Source organism: Luteimonas abyssi, assembly GCF_001482195.1.
Taxonomy (GTDB): domain Bacteria; phylum Pseudomonadota; class Gammaproteobacteria; order Xanthomonadales; family Xanthomonadaceae; genus Luteimonas; species Luteimonas abyssi.
This window is the reverse complement of sequence record NZ_KQ759763.1, coordinates 2528609-2545210: the sequence shown is the minus strand read 5'-3', so window position 1 is coordinate 2545210 and position 16602 is coordinate 2528609. Positions and strand designations below refer to the sequence as shown.

At 69.4% G+C, this 16602-nt stretch carries 15 protein-coding genes; 9 read left to right on the top strand and 6 right to left on the bottom strand.

The genetic code is table 11. The annotated features are described in order from the left end of the window. Window positions 1-239: 239 nt before the first annotated feature. The 3 genes from RG19_RS10910 to RG19_RS10900 form a co-directional block, all read right to left on the bottom strand. Window positions 240-2282 (bottom strand): glycoside hydrolase family 97 protein, encoded by a 2043-nt coding sequence (locus RG19_RS10910; RefSeq protein ID WP_238376623.1) that lies wholly within the window; start codon window positions 2280-2282, stop codon window positions 240-242. 212 nt (window positions 2283-2494) lie between these two features. Continuing rightward, entirely contained in the window at window positions 2495-3736 is a 1242-nt protein-coding gene (locus RG19_RS10905; protein WP_058835287.1) for a lipoprotein N-acyltransferase Lnb domain-containing protein, read from the bottom strand. Beyond that, complete coding sequence (locus tag RG19_RS10900; protein ID WP_058835286.1) at window positions 3733-4617, bottom strand: CorC family transporter; 885 nt, start codon at window positions 4615-4617, stop codon at window positions 3733-3735. The genes RG19_RS10905 and RG19_RS10900 overlap by 4 nt, the downstream gene beginning before the upstream one ends. A gap of 218 nt (window positions 4618-4835) precedes the next feature. Here RG19_RS10900 and RG19_RS10895 point away from each other — a divergent pair, with 218 nt between their 5' ends. Beyond that, window positions 4836-5363, top strand: coding sequence for a hypothetical protein (locus RG19_RS10895; RefSeq protein WP_058835285.1), 528 nt, complete (start codon window positions 4836-4838; stop codon window positions 5361-5363). 67 nt (window positions 5364-5430) lie between these two features. On the opposite strand, the gene ybeY is transcribed toward RG19_RS10895, so the two are convergent. Both ybeY and RG19_RS10885 read right to left on the bottom strand, forming a co-directional pair. Next, entirely contained in the window at window positions 5431-5919 is a 489-nt protein-coding gene (gene ybeY, locus RG19_RS10890; protein WP_058835284.1) for an rRNA maturation RNase YbeY, read from the bottom strand. Window positions 5920-5978: 59 nt separating this feature from the next. After that, window positions 5979-6962 carry a PhoH family protein gene (locus tag RG19_RS10885; RefSeq protein ID WP_058835283.1) on the bottom strand — a complete coding sequence of 328 codons (984 nt, stop codon included), beginning with the start codon at window positions 6960-6962 and terminating at the stop codon, window positions 5979-5981. Window positions 6963-7057: 95 nt separating this feature from the next. Between RG19_RS10885 and RG19_RS10880 the strand changes: the two genes are divergently transcribed. From RG19_RS10880 to RG19_RS10865, 4 genes are read left to right on the top strand one after another with little or no spacing between them, the layout of a single operon-like run. Then, window positions 7058-7759: a TetR/AcrR family transcriptional regulator gene (locus tag RG19_RS10880; RefSeq protein ID WP_058836559.1), complete on the top strand. Its 702-nt coding sequence runs from the start codon at window positions 7058-7060 to the stop codon at window positions 7757-7759. Next, a complete protein-coding gene (locus RG19_RS10875; protein WP_082672819.1) occupies window positions 7759-8781 on the top strand; it encodes an HlyD family secretion protein in 1023 nt (340 codons plus the stop codon). The genes RG19_RS10880 and RG19_RS10875 overlap by 1 nt, the downstream gene beginning before the upstream one ends. A 55-nt stretch (window positions 8782-8836) precedes the next feature. Then, complete coding sequence (locus RG19_RS10870; protein WP_058836557.1) at window positions 8837-9763, top strand: ABC transporter ATP-binding protein; 927 nt, start codon at window positions 8837-8839, stop codon at window positions 9761-9763. Further along, a complete protein-coding gene (locus RG19_RS10865; protein ID WP_058835282.1) occupies window positions 9760-10854 on the top strand; it encodes an ABC transporter permease in 1095 nt (364 codons plus the stop codon). Before RG19_RS10870 ends, RG19_RS10865 begins: the two co-directional genes overlap by 4 nt. Window positions 10855-10936: 82 nt before the next feature. On the opposite strand, the gene miaB is transcribed toward RG19_RS10865, so the two are convergent. After that, window positions 10937-12457: a tRNA (N6-isopentenyl adenosine(37)-C2)-methylthiotransferase MiaB gene (miaB, locus tag RG19_RS10860; RefSeq protein ID WP_082672611.1), complete on the bottom strand. Its 1521-nt coding sequence runs from the start codon at window positions 12455-12457 to the stop codon at window positions 10937-10939. Between the two features lie 214 nt (window positions 12458-12671). Between miaB and RG19_RS10855 the strand changes: the two genes are divergently transcribed. From RG19_RS10855 to RG19_RS10840, 4 genes are all read left to right on the top strand, one after another. Further along, entirely contained in the window at window positions 12672-13622 is a 951-nt protein-coding gene (locus tag RG19_RS10855) for a lytic transglycosylase domain-containing protein (RefSeq protein ID WP_157515240.1), read from the top strand. A gap of 151 nt (window positions 13623-13773) precedes the next feature. Beyond that, the gene (gene petA, locus RG19_RS10850) at window positions 13774-14412 is read left to right on the top strand and encodes a ubiquinol-cytochrome c reductase iron-sulfur subunit (RefSeq protein ID WP_058835281.1); all 639 of its coding nucleotides are present in this window, start codon (window positions 13774-13776) and stop codon (window positions 14410-14412) included. Between the two features lie 3 nt (window positions 14413-14415). After that, window positions 14416-15675 carry a cytochrome b gene (locus RG19_RS10845; RefSeq protein ID WP_058835280.1) on the top strand — a complete coding sequence of 420 codons (1260 nt, stop codon included), beginning with the start codon at window positions 14416-14418 and terminating at the stop codon, window positions 15673-15675. Further along, a complete protein-coding gene (locus RG19_RS10840) occupies window positions 15668-16438 on the top strand; it encodes a cytochrome c1 (protein WP_058835279.1) in 771 nt (256 codons plus the stop codon). Before RG19_RS10845 ends, RG19_RS10840 begins: the two co-directional genes overlap by 8 nt. The last annotated feature ends 164 nt before the right edge of the window (window positions 16439-16602 follow it).

Sequence of the window (16602 nt, the reverse complement as noted above, 5' to 3'; positions counted from 1 at the left end):
GGGGCAGGTGCACGAAGGCACGGCGCGTGGCGTGGGAGGGCGCGTCCGCGGACCGATGACGGCGATCAAGGCGATGGGGGGCGCTAGCAGAAGGCGGGCGACCTGCGGGGCGCAGCCGGATTGCAGCCGGACGACCCGCTCGGACCCCCTCTCGCGCGTGCGGGAGAGGGGCAGGGGTGAGGGGGGGGCGGCAGAGTCGTTCCAGCCTGCCCTCATCCACCCTTCCGTGCCGCGAGGGGTCACGGCCTGTCGGGCAGCGCCTCGAACCGGATCGCCTGACCGCCGCCGCGGGCCAGCGCCAGCGACAGGGTCCGGCCGGCGTCGACATCGTGCTGTTCGATCACGATGTCGGTCTGGTCGGCATCGAAGCCGGCGCCGGGTCCGTCGCGGTAGACGTGTGCCCGGTAACGCTGGCCGGGTGCGAGGAAGTCCAGCGCCACCTCGACCGTACGCGCCTCGGCGTCCGTCACCGCACCCAGGTACCAGTCTTCGGAATGGCGGTCGCGTCGGGCGAACACGGCGTACTCGCCGACCTCGCCCGCCAGCGCGCGGCTGTCGGCCCAGTCCACCGGCACATCCTGGATGAAACGGAATGCGGGCAGGTTGGCGCGGTAGTGGTCGGGCAGGTCGGCGGCCATCTGCAGCGGGCTGTAGATCACCACGTACAGCGCGAGCTGCTTGGCCAGCGTGGTGGCCATCGGCGCGCCCGAGCGCGTGCGCATCGCGAAGACGCCCGGCGTGAAATCCATCGGTCCGGCGAGCATGCGGGTGAAGGCGAGGGTGGCTTCATGCTCGGGCGGATTGCCGGGCAGGCCCCAGGCGTTGTACTCCATGCCGCGCGCGCCTTCGCGGGTGATCAAGTTCGGCCAGGTGCGGCGCAGGCCGGTGTCCTTGACCGGTTCGTGCGGATTCACCGCGATGCGGTGCCGGGCCGCGGCGCGCACGACGCGATCGTGGTGCTGCACCATCGCCTGGCTCTCGTGCCAGGCGTAGCGCAGATGTCCGGCCTCGTCGCGCACCTTCGCCTGACCGCCGTCGGCGACGTAGCCGGTCTTCACCGCACCCACGCCCAGGCGTTCGTAGAGGGCGAAGGCGTCGTCCATCTGCTCTTCGTAGTGCGCCGCGTGGCCGGAGGTCTCGTGGTGGCCGATCAGCTGCACGCCGCGCTCGCGTGCGTGTGCGGCCACGCGTTCGAGGTCGAAGTCGGGATAGGGCTCGGTGAAGCTGAAGCTCTCGCCATTGCCGAACCAGTCGCCGTCCCAGCCGACGTTCCAGCCCTCGATCAGGACGCCCTCGAGGCCGTGCTCTGCGGCGAAGTCGATGGTGTCGATGGCATGTCGGGTGGTGGCGCCGTGGTCGGGGCCCGAGGCCCAGGTCTTGGTGCCCAGATGCATCTCCCACCAGATGCCGACGTACTTCATCGGCCGCACCCAGGAGACGTCGTCGAGGGCGTTGGGTTCGTTGAGATTGAGGATCAGGCTGGAATCGGCCAGGGCGGTGGCCGTGTCGGTGACCAGCAGGACCCGCCAGGGAGTGGCGAACGGGGTACTCACGCGGGCACGCGCCTGACTGATGCCCGGGGTGAGGTCGGCGCGCAGGCGCTGGCCGTCCACGCGGGCGAGATTCATTGCGGGGTAGTCCACCAGGGCCGCTTCGTGCAGCGAGAGATGGGTGCCCTCGTCGGTTCGCAACGTGATCGGCGTCTGCACCCGGCCGACCTCGGTCAGTGGCGTGCGCGCGTACAGGTATTCCTCGCGGTTCCACTCCAGCGCCGGCAGCCACCAGGCGGTGGCGGTGGGCGCGACGGCGAACTCGGTCAGCTCGTCGACGATCTCCAGACGCTCCAGGCCCGGCTGGCGCGGGATGTCGTAGCGAAAGCCGATGCCGTCGTCGAACACGCGGACCACGACATCGAAGCGGCGTTGTGCGCCGGTCTGTTCGGTGAACGTGGCGCGCAGTTCGCGATGATGGTCGCGCACCGTGTGGCGTTCGCCCCACGGTTGTGTCCAGGTCCCGTCGTGCGCGCCGGTCGTGTGTGCGGTCAGTGCGAGGTTGCGTTCGAACTTGGGCATGTCGGCGAACAGCATGCCCAGCCGCGAGGGTGCGATCAGCGGGTGCCCGTCACGCTCGGCGCGCCAGCTGGGACGGCCTTCGCCATCGGTGGACAGCTCGACCTGCAGGCGACCGTCGGGCGAGGCGATCCGCGCCGGCGATGAACTGTCGGCATGTGCGACGCCCGCGAGTGCGGTCAGGACAAGACAGCAGAACAGACGCCACGACATGATGCCCCCGGTTCGATCGCGGTCGATGCGACCGCTTCGTCCGGATACTGGCATCGCCGGCCGGAAGGGCGGCGCCGAATACGTATGCGCTGCCCGCACGTGCATGTGGCGATGCGGTCATGGTTTCCTCGATGGCGGCGCGGGTCGCGTCGCGGACGGACGCGACGACGTGGCGCATGCCTGCATGCGAGGGCGCCCGTCAGGCGTGCGGGTCAATCCGCAGCGGTGGCCGGGATGCCGGGCGACGCGGTCTTCGGAAACGCCCACAGCCACGCCAGATGCAGGGGCAGCATCAGCGCGATCCAGTGGACGTTGCGCTGCGGCTGCACCGGCAGCCAGTGCAGGAACAGCGCGATCACCGCGCACAGCGCCAGCGCGGACCGCAGCGGTGGCCACCACGGACCGGCGGCCCGCCCGCGCGACAGCCGCCACGCGGCCGGCAGCAGCAGCATGCACAGCGGGTTGAACAACAGCAGGTTCTGGTTCTGCCAGCCGAAGCGGTGGTCGGTGCCCAGCCAGATCAGCAGCATCGTGGCGCCGAGCAGCGTGCACAGCGACCAGAAGCCCAGTGCGGTGCCGGCGGCGATACGAGGCCGCGTGCGTCCCAGCCAGACCAGGCCGGCGCCGATCGCGATGCCGGCCAGCGCCCACGGCCACCAGCGGCGCGGCGCCTCGGTGGGCTCCGGCGCGAGCCGGTGCGGCAACCATTCGACTTCCTCCGCCACCAGCGGGCGACCGTCGGCGCGACGGATCCCGCGCAGGGCATCGGCCAGGCGCATCGGCACGAAGGCGTCTTCCCACAGCGCATTCGGGCGGTCGGCCAGCGGCCCCAGGCCGATGTCGAAACCCAGCCACATCCACGGCGCGGGCGAGGCCAGCCGCACGGCATCGCCGCGGAAGGTGTTGCCGCGCGAGCGCCCCTGCAGGCGCTCGTGGAGCAGGCCGTCCAGCGCGCCGTCGAGGGCGTCGCGCACGCGGGTGGAACAGTTGTCGAGGAAATAGTCGTAGCGGTAGCGCGCGTTCTCCGGCCGCGCGTTCTCGGCCAGGAAGGCGGCCAGCGATGCGGCTTCGTCGGGATCGAGATCGAGCCACTGCACCGAGACGCCGCGGCCGACCTCGCGGTAGTAGGCCAGATCCTGATCGAGCGGCAGGGCGACGAGCATGTAGTTCATGTCGCCGCGGACGAAATTGCCGACGAAGTCGGGTTCGTCCAGATCGAAGAACCCGTAGTTGTAGGACACCGGCCCGGACGCGGTGGCCGGGTCGTCGACCACGATGGCGTTGTGGCCGAAGCGCTCGAAGAAGATCTCGCCGGGCAACATCGTCACCACGCCGATGCGCGGTGCGGCGGCGGCGGCCAGCGACCACAGGCAGGCCAGTACGAGCAGGATCGATGCGAGCGCCCGCGGCGCAAGCGGGCGCCGCGGGCGCGACGCGCTCGGCGCCCGGATCATTCGGCCTCGGGCGCGGGGTCCGCGTGCACGCTCACGTGCAGCGCGTGCAGCCGGCGGGTGTCGGCGCGGGCCACGCGGAAGCCGAACCGGCCCAGCGTCAGTTCTTCGCCCGCCTCGGGCAAATGGCCGATGGCCGCGGTGACGAGGCCGCCGATGGTGTCGTACTCGTCGTCGCCGAAATCGGCGCCGAAGCGTGCGTTGAAATCCTCGATCGGAGTCAGCGCGTTGACCAGGTACTGACCGTCGGCCTGCGCGGCGATCAGCGCGCTGGCGTCCTCGGCCTCGTCGTACTCGTCGTCGATCTCGCCGACGATTTCCTCCAGCACGTCCTCGATCGTGATCAGTCCGGCCACGCCGCCGTACTCGTCGATGACGATCGCCATGTGGTTGCGCGACTGGCGGAATTCCCGCAGCAGCACGTCCAGGCGCTTGGATTCGGGGATCAGCACCGCCGGGCGCAACAACTCGCGGACGTTGACCGCGGGGCTGCCCGGCACCACGCCGCGCAGCAGATCCTTGGCCAGCAGGATGCCCAGCACCTCGTCCTTGTCTTCGCCGTGGACCGGGAAGCGGGAGTGGCCGGAGTCGACCATCTCGCGCATCAGATCGCTGAAATCGGCCTCGATGTCGAGCGCGACCATCTGCGAACGCGGCACCATGACGTCGGCCACGCTCATGCCGGAGACGTTGATCGCGCCTTCCATCATGCGCAGCGTGTCGGCTTCGATCAGGCCGTCGGTCTGGGCGTCGCGGAGAATCTCGACGAGATCCTCGCGGGTGGTCGGTTCGCCTGAGATCGCCGAACTGATGCGATCGAGCCAGCTGCGGCGCTTGTCCTGGGATTCGGAGGGGGAGGAGGAACTACTGTCGTCTTCAGACATCGTGGCGGTATCGGCGCCCGGGGGATAGGGCGTCGGGAGAAGTCTAGCGCGACCACCTCGGGCCGTGTCCAGCGCGGGCGTGGCGGACCGGGGCCCGTGGCCTGGAATCCGGGGTGCGACCGGGGCGAAATCCTACGCGGGCATGCGGCGGAAAGGGGCTGCCCGCGGCCGCCTGGCGCGGAGATGATCCGACTTCCTCCCCCAGCCAGGACCGTCCCATGTCCGGAGCCACGTCCCCGTCCCGCCCATCCCGTCGGGTCCCGTCCCGTGCGAGGCGGATCGCGCTCGCCACCGCGCTTGCCGTCGTCGTCGCCGCGCCGGTGTCGGCCCGGGCCGATGCGGGCTACAGCGACGTTTCGGGCTATACCCGCGGCCACGACGCCCTGATCAACGCCTGGTTCCGGATGACCTGGGAGCTGGCCCGGGATTTCGACCAGATCTGCGGGGATACCTTTTGTGAAGGCGAGTACACCAACATCGAAGCCTTGCGGTTCACCTGCTCGGTGCACCTGGCCAGCGGCCGGATCGCTTCCTGTGCGTGGAGCTTCGCGGCCAGCCACGAGGAGGTCGACCTCCGGACCGGTGCGCTCACGATCGAGGTGCCGACCTGGCAGTGCGTGGCGCCGCTGGCGCCGGGCACCACCGTGGAAGCGTTGCTGGCCGCGGTCGACGGCGTGGCGCCGTTGTACGCGCCGCTGCCCGGTGCGGGCCGCTCCATTTACGACGGCCTGAGCGACTGCCTCTGACCGGAATGGCCGGCGTCCGGGCTGTGGCGCCTGCGTGGTCGCGGCCGCGCATCGACCGCGCGCCGGGTCAGGGCGCAGTGTCGAGGTAGGGATCGTCGATGCCGAGTTCGGCCAGAATCTCGCGCTCGAGCTGCTCCATGCATTCCGCTTCGCGGGCGTCCTCGTGGTCCCAGCCCAGCAGGTGGAGCACGCCATGGACGGTCAGATGCGCGTAGTGGGCGTTGAGCGGTTTGCGTTGCTCGCGCGCCTCGCGTGCGACGACCGGTGCGCAGATCACCAGGTCCCCGAGTAGCGGCAGGCGCACCCCTTCGGGCAGCCCTTCGGGCAGCTCGGTGGGGAAGCTCAGCACGTTGGTGGCGTAGTCCTTGCCGCGATAGTGCCGGTTGAGCGCACGCCCCTCGCGGCTGCCGACGATGCGGATGGCGAGGTCGGCCTCGCGGATGCGTCCCTTCAGCGCCGCCGCCGTCCATCTGCGGAAGCTCACCGCAGCGGGCACGCCCTTGCGGGGTGTCGCATAGCCGACCGCGACATCGAGACGGATGGGACCCTGGGTCATCGGTCGATTGTAGGCGTTTTGCCGGCGCTTGCAGGGGATGCATGCGGCCGGAGCGGCGGTCAAACCGATGGACCGGTCTCGTTGTCCTTGGCGTCGCGGCGCTCGTACGCGTTGACGATCCGTGCGACCAGGGGATGGCGTACGACATCGCGCGCTTCGAAGAAGGTGAAGCTGACCCCTTCCACCGCGCGCAAGACGTCGATGCCGTCGCGCAGGCCGGATTTCACATGCTTGGGGAGGTCGATCTGGGTGAGGTCGCCGGTGACCACCGCGGTGGAGCCGAAGCCGAGCCGGGTCAGGAACATCTTCATCTGCTCGATGGTGGTGTTCTGCGCCTCGTCGAGGATCACGAACGCATCGTTGAGCGTGCGCCCGCGCATGTACGCCAGCGGCGCGATCTCGATGACGTTGCGTTCCAGCAGCTTGGCGACCTTTTCCACGCCCAGCATTTCGTACAGCGCGTCGTACAGCGGCCGCAGGTAGGGATCGACCTTCTGCGAGAGATCGCCGGGCAGGAAGCCGAGCTTCTCGCCGGCTTCGACGGCCGGCCTTACCAGCACCAGCCGTTGCACCCGGGCCTCGTTCAGCGCCTCGACCGCCATGGCCACGGCCAGGAACGTCTTGCCGGTGCCGGCCGGGCCGATGCCGAAGTTGATGTCGTGGGTGGCGATGGCGTGCAGGTACTTGCCTTGGTTCGCGCCACGACCGCGCACGGTGCCGCGCTTGACCTTCACCGCGACCTCCTGCGGTGCGTAGTCCTCGTCCGCGGCGACATTGGCGTCGGACAGGCGCAGGTTGATCGCCTGGGCGTCGAACACCTCGCTTGCCGTCTCATCGTAGAGCCGGCGCAGCAGCGCCTCGGTCCGGCGCACGGTCTCGGCATCGCGTCCGTGGATGCGGAAGACCGGGCCGCGGTTGGCGATCTCGACGCCCAGACGCAGCTCGATCTGGCGCAGGTGGGCATCGAACGGGCCCGCCAGGTTGGCGAGTCGCTCGGTGTCGGCGGGTTCGAGGGGGAAGTCGGTCTGAGCGGGCATCGGCATAGGGCGCGGAGAGTAGCGCACTCGGTGGGCCCCGGGCGCCGCATGTTCAGGCGCGATTCGCACTTTAATTGACCGGTCAATTAATAATGGCGAGCATGGCAGTCGACCGCACACCCCAGACCTCTCCCGATCCGACGCCGGAGGCGCCCGGCACCCCGCGTAAACGGCGCGCGCCGGGGCGTCCGAGCGGCGGCGAGGCCGGCCGCCGCGACGCCGCGCTCGATGCCGCACTCGCCTGCTACGTGCGCAAGGGCATCGCGGCCACGTCCCTGCGCGACATCGCCCGCGAGGCGGGCGTGACGCCCGCCCTGCTGCATTACTACTTCACCGATACCGCCGGTCTGTTCGAGGCGGTGATCGCCGAGCGCTTGATGCCGGTATTCGCGCAGGTACGCGAAACCCTGCTGGGGATGCCGGATGCGCCGCTGCGCCAGCTGTTGACGGCTTTCGTTGAGGCGATCTGCGGGTTGATCGCGCGCCATCCGTGGCTGCCGCCGCTGTGGATCCGCGAAGTGGTCAGCGAAGGCGGTGCATTGCGCGATCTGCTGGTCACCCGGCTGGCGCCGGAAATCGCCACGTTCATGGCCGGCCGCGTCGCCCGGGAGCAGGCCGCCGGCCGGCTCAACGCCGGTCTCGATCCGCGTCTGGTGATGGTGTCGCTGGTCGGGCTGACCCTGTTCCCGGCATCGGGTACGCCGATCTGGCGGCAACTGTTCGACAGCGAGGATCTGGGGATCGATCACATCCGCAGCCACGCGCTCGCCCTGCTGGAACGCGGCCTGGAGCTCCCGGAATGATGTCGATCCCCCGCCTCCCGCGCACCCCGGGCATCGCACGGTCGGGGTCTTCCGGCACGCGCGCGCGCTGGCCGGTCGCGGCATGCGCCGTTGCGATCGCGGTGCTGGCGCTCGCCGGTTGCGCGCCGCCGGCGAACGAAGCGCTGGGAACGCTCGAATACGACCGTATCGCGCTGCCGGCCCCGGCCGCCGAGCGCATCGTCGACATCGCCGTACGCGAAGGCGACCGGGTCGAGGCGGGTGCACGCATCCTCGCGCTCGAACAGACCCGCGGCGACGCGCAACTGGCTGCGGCGCAGGCCGACGTGGCCCGCCAGCAGGAGGCGCTCGACGAACTGCGCAATGGCGCCCGGCGCGAAGACATCGACCAGGCGCGGGCCAACCTCGCCGCCGCGCAGGCGCAGGCCCGCGACGCGCAGGCTTACTACGCGCGGGTCCAGCCGCTGGGGCAGCGCCAGTTGGTCTCGGCGGCCGATGTGGATCGTGCCCGTGCCGCGGCCGGCAATGCCCGGGCGCAGGTCGCGGCGGCCGCTGCGGCGCTCGAGGAGCTGCGTAACGGCGTACGCCCCGAGCAGATCGCACAGGCCGAAGCCGCGCTTGCGGCCGCCGAAGCGCAACTGCGCGGACAGGCGGTCACCAGTGGACGCCTCGAAGTGATCGCGCCCCGCGCTGGCCGGGTCGACAGCCTGCCGTACCGGCTGGGCGACGAGGCGCCGGTGGGTGCGCCGTTGGCCGTGCTGCTGGTGGGCGACACCCCGTATGCACGGGTCTACGTGCCCGAGCCGCTGCGAGCCGGGGTCGCGGTCGGCGACCGCGCCACGGTCCTGGTCGGTGCCGGTGGCGAACGCCGTTACGCCGGGCGCGTGCGGATGGTCCGCAGCGAGCCCACCTTCACGCCGTACTACGCGCTCACCGGTCGCGATGCGACGCGTCTGAGCTATCTGGCCGAAGTGACACTGGACGATGCCGGCGATCTGCCGGCCGGCCTGCCGTTGCGGGTGACGTTCGATGGTCGCCCCTGAGTCCGAGTCTGGGCCGGAGCGGGTGCCGGTACGCGATGGCGTGGACGACGTCGCCATCCGCGCACGCGGGCTGAGCAAGCGATTCGGTGCGTTGAAGGCGGTCGACGCGGTCGACCTCACCGTGCCGCGTGCGCATGTGTACGGTTTCCTGGGGCCGAACGGCTCGGGCAAGTCGACCACGATCCGGATGCTGTGCGGGCTGCTCACGCCGAGTGCCGGCGACATCGAGGTGCTCGGCCTCCGGGTGCCGGACGAGGCGGACGCGTTGCGCTTGCGGATCGGCTACATGACCCAGAAGTTTTCGCTGTTCGAGGACCTGTCCGTGCGCGAGAACCTGGAGTTCATGGCGGCCGTGTACGGGTTGTCGCGTCAGGCGAGCCGGGCGCGCGTCGAAGCGCTGATCGAGCGTTACCACTTCGGCGACCGCCAGCCGCAGCTGGCCGGGACCTTGAGCGGCGGCCAGAAACAGCGGCTGGCGCTGGCGGCTGCGGTCATCCACGAGCCGGAGCTGCTGTTCCTGGACGAACCGACGAGCGCGGTCGATCCCGAGTCGCGCCGCGATTTCTGGGAAAAACTGTTCGAACTGGCCGACGACGGCACCACGCTGCTGGTGTCCACCCACTACATGGACGAAGCCGAGCGCTGCCATCGCATCGCGATCCTGGATCGCGGCGTGCTGGTCGCCGACGGGGCGCCGGGCGCGCTCGCGGCGGATCTGCGCGGGCGGACGGTGGAGGTGCAGGCGGCGCGCCCGCGGCGCGCGCACCAGGTGCTGGCGGACCTGCCGGGGGTGCTCAGCGTCGCCCAGATCGGCAACAGCCTGCGGGTGCTGGCGCGCCCGGGCGCGGATGTGGAGATCGCGGTGGGCGATGCCCTGCGCCACGCCGGCGTGGACGCGGCGGTGACGGCATCGACGCCGGACCTCGAGGACGTGTTCGTGGCGGCGACGCGCGGGCACGAACGCGGGGAGCACGGGGTTTGAACCTGCGTCGGCTCTGGGCGGTGGTGCTGAAGGAGCTGCGGCAGATCCGCCGCGACCGGATCAGTCTGGCGATGATCGTGGCGATCCCGGTCATCGATCTGCTCTTGTTCGGCTACGCCATCAACTTCAACCCCCGCAACCTGGACGCGGCGGTCGCCGACCAGGCGATGACCGCGACGTCGCGCGCGGCGGTGATGGACATGACCGCCACCGGAATCATCGAGACCGTCGCCGTGGTCGATACGCCGCAGGAACTGGTGGAGCGGCTGCGGCGTGGCGAGATCAGCGTGGGGGTCGTGATTCCTCCGGATTTCGAGCGCCGCCTCGTCGATGAGCGGCCGGCGGTGCAGGTGATGGTCGACGGCACCGATACGGTCGTGCAGGCGGCAGCCAACCAGCTCGCCCAGTTGCCGCTGGAAGGGCCCGGCGGGGCGCGCGGCGCCCGCGCGTCGCCGGAGATCGAGGTGGTGAGTTTCTACAATCCGGAGCGGCGCTCGGCGGTGACGATCGTGCCGGGGCTGATCGGCATCATCCTGACCATGACGATGGTGATGTTCACCGCGATGGCGATCGTGCGCGAGCGCGAACGCGGCAACATGGAACTGCTGATCGCCACGCCGCTCAGCCGCAGCGAACTGATGGTGGCCAAGGTGATGCCCTACGCCGTCATCGGGCTGATCCAGACGACGCTGATCCTGGTGCTGGGCTTCCTGTTCTTCGACGTGCCGCTGCGCGGCAGCCTGCTCGATGTGTATGTGGCCGCGCTGTTACTGATCGTGGCCAATCTCAGTCTCGGCCTGTTGATCTCGACCCGCGCGCAATCGCAGTTCCAGGCGATGCAGATGACGATCTTCGTGTTCCTGCCGTCGATCCTGATCTCCGGCTTCATGTTTCCGTTCGCGGGCATGCCGAACGTGGTGCAATGGGGCGCGGAGCTCCTGCCGATGACGCACTTCCTGCGCTTGATCCGCGGCGTGATGTTGCGCGGCGCGGGCCTGTGGGAGCTGTGGCCTGCGGTGGCGGCGTTGTGCGCGTTCACCGCGGTCACCATGACGGCGGCGATCCTGCGCTTCCGCAAGCGGCTGGATTGAGGCATGCGCGGCCCCGTGGCCGACGATGGACGCGTCCGTGGCGGAACGCCCGCGGTCGGCGCGGGGTGCTGCCACAGTGCGGTCAGCCAGCGGCGGGCGCGGCGACCTCCGGTTCGGCAAGCGCCACCCGGCCGCGCAGCGAGTTGCTCATCGCCTCGGTGATGGTCACATCCACGAACTGTCCGATCAGCCGCTTCGGCGCGGGGAAGTTCACGAAACGCATGTTCTCGGTCCGGCCGGTCAGCTCGTGCTCGCTCTTGCGCGACACGCCCTCGACCAGCACGCGCTGGACGGTGCCCACCATGGCTTCGTTGATGCGCCGGGCGTTGGCGTTGATCGCCGCCTGCAGGCGTTCGAGCCGTGCGTGCTTGTCCGCGTCCGGCGTGTCGTCGGCGAGGTCGGACGCCGGGGTGCCGGGCCGGCGCGAATAGATGAAGGAGAAGCTCTGGTCGAAGCCGACGTCCTCGATCAGCGTCATGGTCTTCTCGAAATCGGCATCGGTTTCGCCGGGGAAACCGACGATGAAATCCGAGGACAGGCAGATGTGCGGGCGCACTGCGCGCAGCTTGCGCACCTTCTGCTTGAACTCCAGCGCCGTGTACCCGCGCTTCATCGCCGACAGGATGCGGTCGCTGCCCGACTGCACCGGCAGGTGCAGGAAGTTCGCCAGCTGCGGTACGTCGCGGTAGGCCTCGATCAGCGAGTCGGAGAACTCCAGCGGGTGCGAGGTGGTGAAGCGGATGCGCTCGATGCCGTCGATCTCGGCGATGGTGCGGATCAGCAGGCCGAGATCGGCGAAGGCCTCGTCGGTGACCGCGCCGTCCGGCTCGGCGGGGGCGCCCATCGGGCCGCGGTAGGCGTTGACGTTCTGGCCGAGCAGGGTGACCTCGCGCACGCCCTGGGCCGCCAGCTGCACGACTTCCACCAGCACGTCCTCGAACGGCCGGCTGACTTCCTCGCCACGGGTGTAGGGCACCACGCAGAAACTGCAGTACTTGCTGCAGCCTTCCATGATCGAGACGAACGCGGTCGGCCCCTCGGCACGCGGCTCGGGCATCGCGTCGAACTTCTCGATCTCGGGAAAGCTGATGTCGACCTGCGGCCGCTTCTGCTGGCGGCGGGCGCGGATGAGCTCCGGCAGGCGGTGCAGGGTCTGCGGGCCGAACACCAGGTCCACGAACGGTGCCCGCTTGACGATCGCCTCGCCCTCCTGCGACGCCACGCAGCCGCCGACGCCGATGATCACGTCGCGGCCGTCCCGCTCGAGCCGGCTCTGCTTGAGCAGCCGCCAGCGCCCGAGCTGGCTGAACACCTTCTCCTGCGCCTTCTCTCGGATCGAGCAGGTGTTGACCAGGATGACGTCGGCGTCTTCCGCGCGGTCGGTCAGCTCCAGGCCCTCGGCGGCGGCGAGCACGTCGGCCATGCGGTCCGAGTCGTACACGTTCATCTGGCACCCGTGGGTCTGGATGTAGAGCTTGCCGGAAGCGGGCTTGCCGGACGCGGGCGAACCGGTGCCGGGCGCGTCCGGAACGGTGCGGGCGGGAGTGGCGAGCGGCAGGATGTCGCCGAGGGCGGCCTGCGGGCGGGCGGTATGTGCGGTCATGGGCGTGTCCGGGGGCGCGGCGGTGAGTCCGGGCCGGATGGCGAAAGGGATGGAGGCGTGGGCGGCCGGGGCGCAGTGTAACCGGGGCGGCCGCCGCGACGCCTGCGACGGCGCCCCGTTCATGGCCCGGCCGCCAGCGCCGAGAGTGCGCGCGGTCACGGCTGCGGGCATGCGCCGCTTGGCAAGCGCGGGCTTTGCGGCGAGACTGCGCGCGATGGGGATCAAGGGGATCATTGCAATCATCTGCGTGCTCGCGGCCGCTCCGGCCGCGGCCGGTACGCTGTACCGGTGCGACAGCGGCGACGGCATTCCGCAGTACGTGAGCAAGCGCGTGCCCGGTGCCCAGTGCCGCTCGATCGGCTACACCCCCGAGCGCCCGCGCCCGGCCGCACCCGCGGCCGCGGGCAAGGTGACCGAGCCGGGCCGGGTGGCCGGTTCGCCGGCCAGCGTCGGCGGCAGCGCGCCGGCGACGTTCATGAATACGTCTGCACCAGCGGCCGCCGCATCCGCACCGGCCGCTGCGCCGGCACCCGCACGGCCGGCACCCGCACGGCCGGCGTCCACGCCGACCACCCGGCATGTGCAGGGGCAGCTCTACTCCTACGTCCAGGACGGCGTGCGCCACTACACCAGCCGGCCGCCGGCGCGGGGCTCGGGTGCCACGGCGATGCGGACGATCGCCTACAGCTTCATCGAGACCTGCCACGCCTGCGCGCCGAGCCCGGGGGTGAACTTCAGCAACGTGCGGCTCAACACCGAGGCGTATGCGGCGGAAGTGCGCGCGGCCGCCCGTGAGTTCGGGGTCGAGGAGGCGATCGTGCGGGCGGTGATGCACGCCGAGTCGGCCTTCAACCCGAACGCCCTGTCACGGGCCGGCGCGCAGGGACTGATGCAGCTGATGCCCGCCACCGCGCAGCGGTTCGGCGTCGGCAATGCCTTCGATCCGGCCGAGAACGTACGCGGTGGCGTGGAGTACCTGGCCTGGTTGCTGCGACGCTTCAACGGCGACCTGACCCTGGCTGCGGCCGGCTACAACGCCGGCGAGGGCGCCGTCGACCGGCACGGGGGCGTGCCGCCCTTCAGCGAGACCCAGCGCTACGTGCAGCGGGTCAACATCCTCTCCGAGCGCTACCGGGGGCAGTTGGCGAGCGCCGCAGCGCCTTGATCGCCCGGGATCCGATGATCGGCTGGACGGATTGTTCCTCGATTCAGCGTTCCGTTACACTTCAGCGTCTTTATGCGCGGGCTTCGGGGGATCGAAGCCACGCGTGGCAGCCAGTTTCGACCAGCGACCGAACAGCTTTGCGGAGTGCCGGATGGGCAATGAAACGGTGATCAATCCCGCCGGTGGCGAGGATGAAGTCAACACGGGGCGTCGTCGCTTCCTGACCGCCACGACGGCGGTGGTGGGGGCGGTGGGCGTGGTAGGTGCGGCGGTGCCGTTCATCAAGTCCTGGAACCCGAGCGCGCGCGCGCTGCTCGCCGGCGCGCCGGTGACGGTGGACATCAGTGCCCTGCAGGAGGGGCAACGCCTGATCCTGGAGTGGCGCGGCCAGCCGATCTGGGTGGTCAAGCGCTCGCAGGCGACGCTCGAGGCGCTGCCCACCCTGGACGGGGAGTTGAGCGATCCGCAGTCGGGGAATGTGGACCAGCAGCCGGAGTACATCCGCGAAGCCAACCCGGAGCTGCGCTCCCTCAAGCCGGAGATCTCCGTGCTGGTCGGGCTGTGCACGCATCTGGGCTGCTCTCCGGAGATGGTCGCCGAAATCCGTCCGCAGCCGTTCGATTCGAACTGGAAGGGTGGCTACTTCTGCCCCTGCCACAAGTCGAAGTTCGACATGGCCGGGCGGGTGTACGCGGGCGTGCCGGCGCCGACCAACCTGGTCGTGCCGCCTCATTACTACGAGGACGACGACACGATCGTCATCGGTGTCGATCCGGAAGGAGCCGCCTAAGCCATGTCGAACTTCGTCGTCCGGACCGCAAACGGTGTGATGGACTGGGTCAACGCGCGTGCGCCGGGCATGATGCCCGCGTACCGCAAGCACATGACCGAGTACTACGCGCCGAAGAACTTCAACGTCATGTACTACTTCGGTTCGCTGGCACTGGTCGTGCTGGTGAACCAGATCGTGACGGGCATCTTCCTCACGATGCACTACAAGCCCAGCGCGGCCGAGGCGTTCGCCTCGGTCGAGTACATCATGCGCGACGTGGAGTGGGGCTGGCTGATCCGCTACATGCACTCCACCGGCGCATCGCTGTTCTTCATCGTCGTCTACCTGCACATGTTCCGCGGGCTGATGTACGGCAGTTACCAGCGTCCGCGCGAGCTGGTGTGGATCCTCGGCATGCTGATCTACCTGGTGCTGATGGCCGAAGCCTTCCTGGGCTACGTGCTGCCTTGGGGCCAGATGTCGTTCTGGGGCGCGAAGGTGATCATCTCGCTGTTCGGCGCATTCCCGGTGATCGGCAACGGCCTGACCGAGTGGATCATGGGCGATTACCTGCCCAGCGACGCCACCCTCAACCGCTTCTTCGCACTGCACGTGATCGCGCTGCCGCTGGTGCTGTTGCTTCTGGTGGTGCTGCACCTGGGCGCGCTGCACGAGGTCGGGTCCAACAATCCGGATGGCGTTGAGATCAAGAAGGGGCCGAAGGGCAATCGCTGGTCGGCCACCGCGCCGACCGACGGCATCCCGTTCCATCCGTACTACACGGTCAAGGATCTGGTCGGTGTCGGTTTCCTGCTGATCTTCGCGGCCTTCGTCATCTTCTACGCGCCGGAGTTCGGCGGCTGGTTCCTCGAGCACGACAACTTCGTCGAGGCCAACCCGCTGGTGACGCCCGAGCACATCAAGCCGGTCTGGTACTACACCCCGTATTACGCGATGTTGCGGGTGGTGCCGGACAAGCTGATGGGCGTGCTGGTGATGTTCGGCGCGATCGCGATCCTGTTCCTGGTGCCCTGGCTCGATCGCGCCAAGGTCCGCTCCTACCGCTACCGCGGTCTGTTGTCGAAGGTGCTGCTGGGCCTGTTCGCGGTGAGCTTCGTGTGGCTGGGCAAGATCGGCGCCGGTCCCGGCACCGACCCGGTGGAGACCATCGTCGGCCGCTTCCTGACCTTCTATTACTTCGCGTTCTTCATCACGATGCCGCTGTGGACCAAGCTGGACATCACCAAGCCGGTGCCGGAGCGGGTGATCACTCATGACTAAGACGATTTCCGCGATCGCCCTGGTGCGCCGTGCCGCGGTCCTCGCCGGTGGCCTGTTGCTGTCGTTCAACGTCCTTGCCGCGGACCCCGCGGTGCCGCTGCAGCAGTCGGGCACCGACATCGCCGACCGCGGCTCGCTGCAGCGTGGCGCGCAGTTGTTCATGAACTACTGCGCCGGTTGCCACTCGCTGCAGTACCTGCGCTACTCGCGGATGGCCGACGATCTCGGTCTGACCGAGGAAGAGGTGATGGAGAACCTCAACCTGACCGGCGCCGACTACGGTCATCACATCGTGTCGTCGATGCCGGCCTCGCATGCCGAGGGCTGGTTCGGCCAGCCGCCCCCGGACCTGACTCTGGTGGTGCGCAGCAAGATCGGCGGGCCGGACTGGGTCTACACCTTCCTCAAGTCGTTCTATCAGGACGAAGAGGCCGCGCTGGGCTGGAACAACGGCGTGTTCCCCAATGTGTCGATGCCCAACCCGTTGTGGGAGATGCAGGGCCTGCAGCGGCCGGTGCTGGGCGAGATCGACGAGGAAACCGGCGAGCCGCGCATCGAGTCGCTCGAGATGGCGCATCCCGGCAAGCTGTCGGAGGCCGAGTTCGATCGCGTGGCCCGCGACATCACCGCGTTCCTGGAGTACGCCGCGGAGCCGGCTGCGCTCAAGCGTCAGAGCATCGGCGTGTGGGTGATCCTGTTCCTGGTGTTCTTCACGTTCCTGGCGTGGTTGTTGAAGAAGGAGTACTGGCGCGACGTGCACTGAAGTCCGCCGCATCGGCGACCGCTCCCGGGCGGATCTCCCCGGCGGGGCTTGGTGCATGCAGCGAGGTATGGAATGCGCTGAAGTAACCAGAAACCATGACGGCTGCCTGCAAGGGGCGGGCAGCGTCGATGCGGCCGGCGGCGACCGGCTGCCGGGAGAAACGA